General features: G+C 53.8%; 10 protein-coding genes. 8 read left to right on the top strand and 2 right to left on the bottom strand.

Annotated elements, in window-relative coordinates:
- The coding region (locus tag ACKVOS_RS00460; protein WP_409210052.1) for a TonB-dependent receptor at positions 1 to 2,662 on the bottom strand (2,662 nt) is incomplete at its 3' end.
- Positions 2,663 to 2,901: 239 nt separating this feature from the next.
- On the opposite strand from ACKVOS_RS00460, the gene purU reads away from it, so the two are divergent.
- Genes purU through fdhD form a run of 8 tightly spaced genes read left to right on the top strand, consistent with a single transcriptional unit; the run spans position 2,902 to position 11,194 of the window.
- Entirely contained in the window at positions 2,902 to 3,759 is an 858-nt protein-coding gene (purU, locus tag ACKVOS_RS00455) for a formyltetrahydrofolate deformylase (protein WP_409210051.1), read from the top strand.
- 50 nt (positions 3,760 to 3,809) lie between these two features.
- The gene (locus ACKVOS_RS00450; RefSeq protein WP_409210050.1) at positions 3,810 to 4,919 is read left to right on the top strand and encodes an S-(hydroxymethyl)glutathione dehydrogenase/class III alcohol dehydrogenase; all 1,110 of its coding nucleotides are present in this window, start codon (positions 3,810 to 3,812) and stop codon (positions 4,917 to 4,919) included.
- Positions 4,920 to 5,330 (top strand): NAD(P)H-dependent oxidoreductase subunit E, encoded by a 411-nt coding sequence (locus tag ACKVOS_RS00445; protein WP_409210049.1) that lies wholly within the window; start codon positions 4,920 to 4,922, stop codon positions 5,328 to 5,330.
- A complete protein-coding gene (locus ACKVOS_RS00440) occupies positions 5,327 to 6,769 on the top strand; it encodes an NADH-ubiquinone oxidoreductase-F iron-sulfur binding region domain-containing protein (RefSeq protein WP_409210048.1) in 1,443 nt (480 codons plus the stop codon). Before ACKVOS_RS00445 ends, ACKVOS_RS00440 begins: the two co-directional genes overlap by 4 nt.
- Positions 6,766 to 7,305 (top strand): molybdenum cofactor guanylyltransferase, encoded by a 540-nt coding sequence (locus tag ACKVOS_RS00435; protein WP_409210047.1) that lies wholly within the window; start codon positions 6,766 to 6,768, stop codon positions 7,303 to 7,305. The genes ACKVOS_RS00440 and ACKVOS_RS00435 overlap by 4 nt, the downstream gene beginning before the upstream one ends.
- 31 nt (positions 7,306 to 7,336) lie before the next feature.
- Positions 7,337 to 10,195: a formate dehydrogenase subunit alpha gene (fdhF, locus tag ACKVOS_RS00430; RefSeq protein WP_409210046.1), complete on the top strand. Its 2,859-nt coding sequence runs from the start codon at positions 7,337 to 7,339 to the stop codon at positions 10,193 to 10,195.
- A complete protein-coding gene (locus tag ACKVOS_RS00425) occupies positions 10,192 to 10,404 on the top strand; it encodes a formate dehydrogenase subunit delta (RefSeq protein ID WP_409210045.1) in 213 nt (70 codons plus the stop codon). The genes fdhF and ACKVOS_RS00425 overlap by 4 nt, the downstream gene beginning before the upstream one ends.
- A complete protein-coding gene (gene fdhD / locus ACKVOS_RS00420; protein ID WP_409210044.1) occupies positions 10,391 to 11,194 on the top strand; it encodes a formate dehydrogenase accessory sulfurtransferase FdhD in 804 nt (267 codons plus the stop codon). The genes ACKVOS_RS00425 and fdhD overlap by 14 nt, the downstream gene beginning before the upstream one ends.
- Here the strand turns inward: fdhD and ACKVOS_RS00415 are convergent.
- On the bottom strand, positions 11,142 to 12,041 hold the full coding sequence (locus ACKVOS_RS00415) for a LysR substrate-binding domain-containing protein (protein WP_409210043.1): 900 nt from the start codon (positions 12,039 to 12,041) through the stop codon (positions 11,142 to 11,144). The genes fdhD and ACKVOS_RS00415 overlap by 53 nt on opposite strands.
- Positions 12,042 to 12,074: the final 33 nt, after the last annotated feature.

Raw genomic sequence — 12,074 nt, 5'->3', positions numbered from 1 at the left:
CGCCGTCATTTCCGCTCTTGTACAATTCAGGCCGTTCGTCGGTCAGATTGTCCCCGAACAATTCGATGCGCCATTCATCCTTGGATACGCCGAACGAGGCGGAGAAGGTTGCATAGGAATCGAGTTGCTGTGCAGCAGGAACTGGTACAACCACGTCACCCGGATTAACTACCACACCATTGTAAGTGACCGGAATCGCTGGCTCATAACCTAAAGTGGGGTTAAGCCCTTGATAACGGATGTCGACATTGTCGATTACATCAGAGATGCTCTTACCGACATAATGGAAACCAACCTGCGCGAACGGCATCAGTCCCGAAGAAAGTTCCTTTTCCCAATGCAAGCGAGCGTTGAACTGGAATTTGGGGCTCAGAGCCAAAGGAGTTCCCAAAGCACGAAGTATAGTCGTATCTTGACGATATTTTGTCAGCTCAGAGTCGTTAAACGAAAAAGCACTGTTGAGAGTTAGCTCCGGGGTAGCTCGCCACGTTACATCACCTTCAACGCCCCTAATACGTGCATCAATCAAATTTGTCGTAAACGTTTGGTTCGAAATATTTTGGTCGAACAAAGTGATCTGAATATTATTCCAGTCGATTTGATAAGCCGCCAAATTGATTTGCAAACGCCTGTCAAGAAGTGAGAACTTTCCGCCGACTTCATAATTCTGTACTTTATCAGGCACATAGATTCCAAGCGAAGCAAAGACTTCAGGCGTACAAAGCGTGTTATTGGGACCAAATCGTCTACCTGGCGTACATGGCTGGCGATTAAATCCGCCAGGACGGAAGCCGTCAGAATAGGTCGCATAAACAAGCGAACCATCTCCTATCCGATATGTCAGATTCCCCTTAAACAACACACCCGTGTATTTGGCAGGCGATGTATCGGCATACAGGACATCGAGTGGAGCACTAACACCGTAAAATTGTGGAGGTGTTGCCGATGGCGAATACGTTCCAGTCGCTGGATTGTAAACGCCGCGCGCGCCAGTGCCAAAGCTTCCGTTTGACGAGCCGTTAATAGACGCCTTTTCGTTATAATAGCGCAGGCCCCCAGTAAGTATCAATTTGTCAGGCACAATGTCAAAAGAGGCTTCACCATAGGCTGCAAATTGCTTATCCTTGCGTTGGATGTCATTAAAAAATCCAACCTGTACAGGGCGAATGCTAGGATCATTTGCGTTCACCGACGGATTGGGTGCCCGGCGATAAATGAAGCCGGCCGCTTCTTGCAGATAGGACCAGTCGGTATTGTCGAACAATTTGTTATTGTCATAGAATAACCCGAATGTACCACGTAAGCGCTTGTCGGCAGGCGTCGTGATACGGAATTCTTGCGTCAATCGCTCCGTCTTGTTGCGAACCTGATAGCTCTTGTTCGGGGCATAGCAGGCATTGCCGATATTACCGTTATATGCCGCTGTGTAATAAACACCGCGATCACATTCATAATAAGGCAAGAAAAGGCCGATATTTGAATAGCCAGCATAGTCGGCAATCTGCGTTGCGCGATGCTTCATGAACGAACCTGTATAAATCAGGTCGAGTTCGCCAAGGCGGCCATTGACTGCCCATGTCGAAAGACTGACGCGGTCACGCAAAGAGTTGTCGTTAAACTTGGTAACTTTCAAATCACCCACATCAGGCTCGAAATCGAACACACCATCGGTGTCCAGTTCCTGACGAACGTGCATCAAATCAATCGACCAGTCGTCGCTGATGTTCCATGTCAGCGCAATACGGCCACCGCGATATGTTGCATCGTTATAATCCTTTTCAACAAACGCATCGTTGTTGATGGATTGACGAGTTGGCGGTGTATACTGGCTGCCGTTACAGTTCGGCACCACAGTTGTCGCTGTCGCCTGGCACGATTGGATAGCGCGCATCACAAGCAACGGGTTGCCTGTCGGCAAACGCCCGGCAATCCCGACATTTCCGTTGAAGGGCATTTGGAACGTACCGGCGACATTGTCGATGTAACCGCCCTGACGGTCAGTGTAGAATACCGCACGAATGGCAAGTTTATCTTTTACAATCGGGATGTTGATGAACGCATCGCCGGCAACGCTTTCCTCACCGCTTTTCGTAAAGGCATAGCTTGCGTTAAACCCGGCGTGAAACTCGGCCGTGTCAGGCTTGTTGGTGATGTACCGGACAGCGCCGCCCATGGCACTTGCACCAAACAATGTGCCCTGTGGTCCTGCAAGAACTTCAACCCGCTGCAAATCGACAGCATATAGATCTAGGTTGCGTCCAACCAGCGATGCAGGTGCGTCATTTACGTACAACGCCACTGTTGGCTGGGCACCCGCAGTACCGGCAATTTGCAGGCCGGGGGAATCGGTAGAAAGGCCACGGATAAAGATCGAAGAAGCACCAGGACCGCGCGACGCGGAACGGACATTGGGCAGATACTCAATCAACTTGTCGAACTTGGTGATGTTAAGATCACCCAATGTATCACCACCAAGCGCGGTTATCGCGAGTGGCACCCTGTTTGCCGACTCTTCGCGCCTCGTTGCCGTGACGACGATATCGGCAATGCCGCGATCATCCTCTTCTGCTGCTGCTTGAGCAAATGCAGGAGCGGCCCCTACACCGGCACCCATGGATGCCAATACAAATGCCGCAGTCGAAATTTTCAAATAGGTTTTCAATTTTCTTCCCCTCAACCATCCCTCACAATTGCGAGGGTTGTAAATCTCCAAAGGCAGACTGAAACCGGAGTCCCCCCCACGCAACTGACCAAATTTTCATGATTGGTAAATTAAATTCCTCAATCAATCACATCATCTACATGTTGCGATTAGAAGACCTAATATATGTTTGGCATGATGGATAGTGCAGTATTGCAACGCTAGGCCAAGTATCAGTTTTTTTAAGGATGGTTTGAATTATGCAGCCATGTGCCGAATTTGTTCTGTTAATTGCGTGCGAAGACCGCCGGGGTATCGTTGCGGCCGTTGCCAATTCTATCGCAAGCCAAAACTGCAATATCGTCGAAAGTTCGCAATATGGCGACGCAAATACTGGCAGGTTTTTCATGCGCGTCGCAATTTCGGGTCCGCAGGAAATGACATCGGAAAGTTTCTCGTCTGCTTTCATGCCGGTGGCCACTGCCTTTCAACTGGATTGGCAAATCAACGATCTTCGTAAAAAATTACGTGCAATGATTATGGTCAGCCAGGGCGGCCATTGCCTCAACGATTTGCTTTACAGGACATCGACCAACCGATTGCCCATGGATGTTACCAGCATCGTTTCCAACCACCTAAACTGGCAACGAAGGGCAGAGCATGAAGGGATCGCGTTCCACCATTTGCCAATCACACCCGAAACGAAGCTCGAACAAGAAGCTAAATTGCTGGCCATGGTGGAAGAGCAGCAGGTCGACCTGATCATCTTGGCGCGTTATATGCAGGTGCTTTCGGATCAACTGTGCCGAAAATTGGATGGCCGCGTGATTAACATCCACCATAGTTTCCTGCCGGGCTTCAAAGGGGCAAAGCCCTATCACCGCGCCTATGAACGCGGCGTCAAAATGGTGGGTGCAACCGCGCATTATGTAACCCCCGATCTTGATGAAGGCCCGATCATCACGCAGGATGTTTCTATCGTTGACCATGCCGATACGGTTGAAGATTTGATCGCCCAAGGGCAGGATACGGAAAGCCGGGTTTTGGCCCGCGCCGTAAAATTACACCTTGAGCATCGTGTCATGCTCAATGGAAATCGTACAATCGTATTTAAGTAGTATATATAAGTATATATTATGTATGAATATTTTATTCAGGAGACTATCTGATGAAGACCCGTGCCGCCGTTGCCTTTGAAGCCAAAAAGCCTCTGGAAATTGTCGAACTTGATCTGGAGGGGCCGAAGGCAGGCGAAGTTTTGGTCGAAATCATGGCGACGGGCATTTGCCACACCGACGCATACACGCTCGACGGACTAGACAGCGAAGGCCTGTTCCCGAGTGTATTAGGTCACGAGGGTGCAGGAATTGTGCGTGAAATTGGTGCGGGCGTCACCAGCGTAAAGCCAGGCGATCACGTCATTCCGCTCTACACTCCTGAATGCGGCAAGTGCAAAACCTGCCTTTCAGGTAAATCGAACCTGTGCACCGCGATCCGTGCGACACAGGGCAAGGGTTTGATGCCGGATGGCACAACACGGTTCAGCTACAAAGGCCAGCCGATCTTCCATTATATGGGCTGCTCGACCTTTTCGAACTTCACCGTTCTTCCGGAAATTGCGGTGGCCAAGATCCGTGACGATGCGCCATTTCAGTCCAGTTGCTATATCGGTTGCGGCGTAACCACGGGCGTAGGCGCGGTTACGAATACGGCCAAGGTGCAGCCGGGCGATAATGTCATCGTCTTTGGTCTGGGCGGCATTGGCCTCAACGTGCTGCAAGGCGCGAAGATGGCCGGAGCCAATATGATTGTCGGCGTCGACATCAATCCGGCCCGCGAAGAATGGGGCAAGAAATTCGGTATGACCCATTTCGTCAATCCAAAGGATGTCGAGGGCGATATTGTCCAGCATCTGGTGGCGCTGACCGACGGCGGGGCAGAATATACGTTCGACTGCACGGGTAACACGACTGTAATGCGCCAAGCACTCGAAGCATGCCATCGCGGTTGGGGCACCAGCATCATCATCGGCGTTGCAGAGGCAGGCAAGGAAATCAGCACGCGTCCATTCCAGCTGGTGACCGGCCGCAACTGGCGCGGGACTGCCTTTGGCGGGGCGAAAGGCCGTACCGACGTGCCGAAGATCGTCGATCTCTACATGGACGGCACGATCCAGATCGACCCCATGATCACCCATGTTCTGACGCTCGATGAAATCAACAAGGGCTTCGACCTTATGCATGCAGGCGAAAGCATCCGAAGCGTTGTAGTTTACTAAATGGGTTCACTTGACGACATTTTGGCCGAACATGCAGAGCGCGAAGGCCCTTTGCTCCCCATCCTGCATGATGTGCAGAAGGCGTTCGGCTATATTAGCGAAGACACCATGCGGAAAATTGCTCACGCTCTCAATTTGACCCGCGCAGAGGTCTATGGCGTGGTCAGTTTCTACCATGACTTTCGAACCGAAGCCGAAAATCGACCGGTTCTCAAACTCTGCCGCGCCGAAGCGTGCAAGGCACGTGGGGTCGAGGCGCTTGTTCCAGTCGCCGAGAGCCAAAGCCGCGTAAAGGTTGAATCCATTTATTGCCTCGGGCTATGCTCGGTTGGTCCTGCCGCAATGGTCGGTGACAATGTGCACGCCCGATTGGATAGCACGCGGCTAACAGCGTTGATGGCCAGCCTATGAAAATCCGTATCTCCGATGACGCTCTGGCGATAGCCTGCGGTGCAGATACCGTTGCGCAGGCATTCATACAGGCGGGCGTCGAAGTCGAACGTGTGTCAAGTTGGGGAATGCATTGGCTCGAACCTCTGGTCGATTTAGAAGGCACAGGCTTCGCGAATGTAACGGCCAATCAAGTTGCTGCCATTTTGGCTGGTAATGCGGAGTCGATTGGTGCGATTGCCGAACATCCGTTCCTCACCCGTCAATCACGCCTGACTTTCGCGCGGGCTGGCAAGACCCGGCCGACATCGCTCGACGATTATTACGCTAGCGAGGGATGGCTTGGCCTTGCGAAAGCGCGGGCCATTGGCGCGGACGCCACGATTGAAACGGTGCTTGCATCCGGACTACGGGGGCGCGGCGGCGCAGGCTTTCCGGCGGGCATCAAATGGAAAACTGTCGCGTCGGCTCAATCCGAGATCAAATATATCGTCTGCAACGCCGACGAAGGTGACAGCGCGACATTTGCAGACCGCATGGTGATGGAGGGCGATCCCTTCATGCTGATCGAGGGCATAGCTATAGCCGCGTTGGCTGTGGGAGCGCAAAAGGGATATGTATATATCCGGTCCGAATATCCACACGCAATCGCCAAAATGGAAGCCGCCATCGCTGCATCGGCACATTTGGTGGCACCCTTTTTAGTCGAAGTCCGCGTCGGGGCCGGCGCCTATGTATGCGGCGAAGAGACATCCTTGCTAAACAGCCTTGAGGGCAAGCGCGGCGAAGTGCGCGCAAAACCTCCCCTTCCCGCGCTCGAAGGACTTTTTGGCAAACCAACGGTCGTGAATAACGTCCTCACACTTGCCGCAATTCCGTGGATATTGACGCATGGCGGCGAAGCCTATGCGTCCTATGGCATGGGACGCTCCAAAGGGACGATGCCTGTCCAATTGGCAGGTAATGTCAAATATGGCGGATTGTTCGAGGTTGGCTTTGGCATCACATTGGGCGAGCTGGTGAACGATATTGGCGGCGGCACCGAAAGCGGACGGCCGGTGCGTTGCGTACAGGTCGGCGGGCCTTTGGGGGCCTATATCCCCCCATCCCGTTTCGACCTGCCTTTCGACTATGAAGCCTTTGCCGCCGCCGACGCCTTGATCGGTCATGCTGGAATTACGGTTTTTGACGATACCGTCAAAATGGCGCAGATGGCACGTTTCGCTATGGAATTCTGTGCAGTGGAAAGCTGCGGCAAATGCACTCCCTGCCGCTTGGGCAGCACGCGCGGCGTCGAAACGCTGGACCAGATTATCGCCGGCAAAAATGTCGAGGCTAATTTGGCGCTTCTGGCCGATCTTTCCGAAACGATGAAATTTGGTTCGCTGTGTGCGCTTGGCGGATTTACGCATTATCCTGTCATGTCGGCGATTACACATTTCCCCGAAGATTTCAGATGAAAATCCTGGGCGCAATTCTGGCCGGCGGCAAATCCACACGTTTTGGAAGCGACAAAGCTGCTGCCTTGTTGAACAATATACCGCTGATTGAACATGTCGCTGAGGCTGTCCGTGGGCAGGTCGACGACGTGATCATATGCGGCCGTGAATGGCCGGCCATGCAATGCATTCCAGATCGGCCGGTTGGCGACAGGGGGCCTTTAGGCGGTTTGAACGCAGCCTTGCATTTTGGACGCGACGGTGGTTTCGATTATGTATTTTCTGTAGGTTGCGATGTCCTGCCGATCCCGCAAATGCCTGCAATCACCGATCCGGATTCGGCTTATTTTGTCGAAAACCAGTTTCTGTTCGGAATGTGGCCAGTGTCGCTAGCACCAGAGCTGGACTGGCATTTGGAACACCAAACCAATTATGCAATGCGGCATTGGATTGAAACAATTGGCGCGCGTCCTTTACAATCGCAGACAGCGCATTTTAACATCAATCAACCGTCAGATCTGATATATGCTGCCGACCAATTGGCAACACATACGTGATCCGCATCCCTATTTTGTGTAAGGTGATTATATGACATATCAGCCGCAAAAGGATTTTGGCACACCGGCCAGCAACTCCACCGACCTTGTGACGTGCACCATTGACGGGCGACAGGTTACTGTTCCGGCGGGAACGAGTGTTTTGCGGGCGGCTGCGGAACAGGGCACGTCGATTCCAAAGCTGTGCGCTACTGACAATATGAAAAGCTTCGGTTCATGCCGCCTGTGCCTTGTCGAGATCGACGGGCGCAGGGGGACGCCAGCCAGTTGCACGACGCCCGTCGAACAGGACATGGTCGTCCACACCCAAACGCCGCATCTGCAAAAGCTGCGCAAAGGCGTGATGGAACTCTATATTTCCGACCACCCGCTCGACTGCCTGACCTGCGCCGCGAACGGCGATTGCGAACTGCAGGATCAGGCTGGTGCCGTCGGCCTGCGCGATGTTCGCTATGATGTGCAAGACACGCATCTTGGTCAGGAAAAGGACCATTCCAACCCCTATTTCGATTTTGATCCCAGCAAGTGTATCGCCTGTTCACGCTGCATTCGCGCGTGTGACGAAGTTCAGGGCACGCTCGCCCTCACTATGGAGGGGCGCGGTTGGGACTCCAAAATATCCGCTGGCTTGGCGAGCGATGATTTTCTCGGCTCGGAATGCGTGTCCTGCGGTGCGTGTGTGCAAGCCTGCCCTACGGCCACGCTTACGGAAAAGAAAATTGTCGAAATCGGTACACCCGAACGAAGCGTTGTGACGACGTGCGCCTATTGCGGCGTGGGGTGCACTTTTCGTGCGGAGTTGCGCGGCGAACAATTGGTGCGCATGGTACCCTACAAGGATGGCAAGGCCAACCGCGGACATAGCTGCGTCAAAGGGCGGTTTGCTTGGGGTTACGCCCAGCATCAGGACCGCATCCTGAAGCCGATGATCCGCAAATCAATCAACGATCCGTGGCGTGAGGTCGAGTGGGATGAGGCATTTGCCTATACGGCGTCCGAACTTAAGCGCATTTCGGACACCTATGGCCGTCATGCCTTGGGCGGAATTACCTCCAGCCGCTGCACCAATGAAGAAACTTTCTTGGTTCAGAAACTTGTCCGCGCCGGGTTCGGAAACAACAATGTCGATACCTGCGCGCGCGTCTGCCATTCGCCTACCGGCTATGGATTAAAAACAACCTTTGGCACCAGTGCAGGCACGCAGGATTTCGACAGCGTTGAGGAATGCGACGTCATCCTCATCATCGGCGCAAATCCGACGGACGGGCATCCCGTGTTCGCCAGCCGCATGAAACGGCGGTTGCGGGGACAGGATGGACGTGCGCCTGCAAAGCTGATCGTAATCGACCCGCGCCGCACAGACATTGTACGGTCTCCGCATATCGAGGCAGATCATCACTTGCCCCTTCGTCCCGGTACCAACGTCGCTGTGCTGACGGCAATGGCGCACGTCATCGTCAGCGAGGGGCTCGCCAATGAGGCCTTTATCAAGGAACGTTGCGATTGGGATGAATATCGCCACTGGGCCGAATTTGTTGGCCAGTCGCGCAACAGCCCCGAAAGCCTGCAACCAGTAACGTTGGTCGATGCCGAAGAATTACGCGCCGCAGCGCGCCTTTATGCCACCGGAGGAAATGGCGCGATCTATTATGGCTTGGGCGTCACCGAACATTCGCAAGGAAGTTCGACCGTCATGGCGATTGCCAATCTTGCTATGGCAACCGGCAATATTGGACGGCGCGGCGTCGGCGTGAACCCATTGCGCGGGCAGAATAATGTCCAAGGCGCGTGCGACATGGGCAGCTTCCCCCATGAACTGTCGGGATATCGCCATGTCAGCGATGGTGATGCACGAAAGCTGTTCGAAAATGACTGGGGCGTAGCGCTTGATCCAGAGCCGGGTTTGCGCATCCCCAACATGCTCGACGCCGCCGTCGATGGCGTGTTCAAAGCTCTTTATGTGCAGGGCGAAGATATTTTGCAGTCAGACCCGAACACGAAACATGTGTCGGCAGGCCTTGCGGCCATGGAATGCGTCATCGTGCATGACCTTTTCCTCAACGAAACAGCCAATTACGCGCATATATTCCTGCCCGGATCGACCTTTCTGGAAAAGAACGGCACGTTCACAAATGCCGAACGCCGGATCCAACCCGTCCGCAAGGTGATGACCCCGCTTAATGGGCTGGAAGATTGGGAGGTCACGCAGCGCCTCGCCCAAGCGATGGGGCTGGACTGGAATTACACCCATCCGTCCGAAATCATGGACGAGATTGCACGGCTGACCCCCACATTTGCGGGTGTTTCCTTTGCCCGGCTGGACGAAGAAGGGTCGCTGCAATGGCCGGTAAACGATGCCGCGCCGGACGGATCGCCGATCATGCACGTCGATGGATTTGTGCGAGGCAAGGGCAAGTTTGTGGTGACGGATTATGTCCCCACGGATGAAAAGACCGGGCCGCGTTTCCCGCTGTTGCTGACTACTGGACGTATATTGTCGCATTATAATGTGGGTGCGCAGACGCGGCGGACCGAAAATGTCGCATGGCACAAAGAAGACCTGCTTGAGATACATCCGGTCGATGCCGAAGATCGAGGCATAAAGTCTGGGGATTGGGTCAAACTTGCCAGCCGGGCAGGCGAAACGACGTTGCGCGCGACGGTCACGGACCGTGTCGCACCGGGGGTCGTCTATACAACTTTCCACCACGCCGTGACACAAGCGAATGTGGTCACAACCGACTTTAGTGACTGGGCAACCAATTGTCCGGAGTATAAGGTGACCGCGGTCCAGATCAGCCCGTCCAACGGACCCACCGATTGGCAGGAAGAATATGAGGCGCTTTCCGAACGTGCACGGCGGATTGAGACCGAGGTGCCCGCCGAGTGACAAGCCTTGAACGCCTTGTGCATATGCTAAACCAGATCGCCACAAATCTGGCGACGGACCCGGATCCTGTGACCGCGACGGCTGAGCATATCCATTTGTTCTGGGATCCGCGAATGAAGCAGATGATACTCGAAAGCAACCGCGAAGGTCTTTCTCCTGTCGCGGCGACCGCGGTGCAGCGTTTAGCACAAGCACATGCCGCAGCCTGAAAATGGCACGACACCGCTCGATTTTGCCGTCATAAATTTGGATGGCGGCAAAAATGTGCAGATCGTTCGGCACACCATAGTCGAAGCGGCAATCGCGATCGAGTATAATGGCATCGGCTATGCCGTCATGATGGCAACGCCGATCGACCTTCATGATTATGCAATAGGATTTAGTCTTTCCGAAGGGCTGATCGAAAGCCCCGACCAGATTCTGGCGGTTGATATACACCAAAGCGAGTTGGGCTGGATTGTCCGGATACAGCTACCCCATGCCAACGCCGACAAAGTGATCGAGCGCGCAAGGCAACGTGTTTCGGAGAGCAGTTGCGGGTTGTGCGGTATGGATAACCTGCAAGAGGTTATGAGGGCCCTTCCCACCATCAATAGCACGCTTGATGTAGCTGACAGCTCCATATTCACGGCACTGTCTGCTTTACGCGACCATCAGAAGCTGAATGCAGCAACGGGATCGGCACACGCGGCGGCTTTTTGCGCGCCAGACGGATCTATACAAATGACGCGGGAAGATGTCGGACGGCACAATGCGCTCGACAAGCTGATTGGCGCACTTGCAACCGCGCAGATCGAACCCTCGTCGGGATTCATCCTACTGACAGCACGCTGCAGTCTGGAATTGGTGCAAAAAACAATACTCGCCCAATGCCCGATGCTGGTGACGATTTCAGCGGCAACTGATCTTGCGATACGAATGGCCGCAGACAACGGATTGAGACTCGTCAGCCTTGCACGTCCGGACGCCGCTTTGGTCGCAATGCCCCGAACCGATTGATCAGCCAGCTTCGAAACATCGATATTGCTGGGTCCGCCAAATCGTCGGCGTGCAGTTTGAGATAATAGCCATAGCCGTCCTCAATCACCGCATCATAAGGCATCACAAGGCGACCATCGGCTATTTCTTGAGCGAACATATCAACATCACCCAAGAATACGCCACTGGCCGCCATCGCATATTGGCCGGCGGCGATCGTCGTGTCAAAGGCAACGCCACCATGCGTCGGTATTGAAAAACCGCTTTGGCGCAAATAGGCCGTCCATAGAAGTTCACGAGGCTCGCCATCCAGTTTCAGGTGCAAAAACTCCTGACTTTGCAGAAACTCTTCCAACGTTTTACCGATGCTCGCTTTTGCCGTTTCCGCTGAACATAATGGGGCGACCCGAACCATCCATAAAAGATCGGTGATACGGTCATCCACATTGGGACGGTCATAGGAAATTGCCATATCAAATTCGGTTGGCGGCAAGCCGGTAACATGCGCGCTCGATACATCAAGTCGGATATCGGGATGCTCGGCGCGAAAATCCCGGAGCATGGGCAAGAATAATTGTTGAAGAAGCGACGGGGGTATGTGCAGCCTTAGCGACCGTCCTGTTATTTCGTCATCGCGGATCGAATTCATCGTCTGCTCAAGCCGGTCCAGACATTTGCTGACGACGGGCAAAAGCTCCTCACCCGCGGCAGTCAAAGCCAGGCGTGAAGCATCGCGCACAAACAACTGTTTTCCCAGCAATTCCTCAAGTCCACCCACATGCCGGCTCATGGCACTTTGGGATACGGACAAGGCGGAAGCGCCGCCGGTAAAACTCAAATTTTGTCCCACGGCTTCAAATGCACGCAAAGCATTGAGCGGCAACCAGCGTCGGTTGATAGT

This window comes from Sphingorhabdus sp., from assembly GCF_046154385.1.
In the GTDB taxonomy this organism is placed as follows: Bacteria; Pseudomonadota; Alphaproteobacteria; order Sphingomonadales; family Sphingomonadaceae; genus Sphingorhabdus_B.
The sequence above is the reverse complement of the archived record's forward strand: the minus strand, read 5'-3'. Positions and strand labels throughout refer to the sequence as shown.

Bases quoted from the DNA above. Each gene is read 5' to 3' on its own strand.
- purU (WP_409210051.1), top strand. From the start codon at position 2,902: ATGCAGCCATGTGCCGAATTTGTTCTGTTAATTGCGTGCGAAGACCGC.
- ACKVOS_RS00450 (WP_409210050.1), top strand. From the start codon at position 3,810: ATGAAGACCCGTGCCGCCGTTGCCTTTGAAGCCAAAAAGCCTCTGGAA.
- ACKVOS_RS00445 (WP_409210049.1), top strand. From the start codon at position 4,920: ATGGGTTCACTTGACGACATTTTGGCCGAACATGCAGAGCGCGAAGGC.
- ACKVOS_RS00440 (WP_409210048.1), top strand. From the start codon at position 5,327: ATGAAAATCCGTATCTCCGATGACGCTCTGGCGATAGCCTGCGGTGCA.
- ACKVOS_RS00435 (WP_409210047.1), top strand. From the start codon at position 6,766: ATGAAAATCCTGGGCGCAATTCTGGCCGGCGGCAAATCCACACGTTTT.
- fdhF (WP_409210046.1), top strand. From the start codon at position 7,337: ATGACATATCAGCCGCAAAAGGATTTTGGCACACCGGCCAGCAACTCC.
- fdhD (WP_409210044.1), top strand. From the start codon at position 10,391: ATGCCGCAGCCTGAAAATGGCACGACACCGCTCGATTTTGCCGTCATA.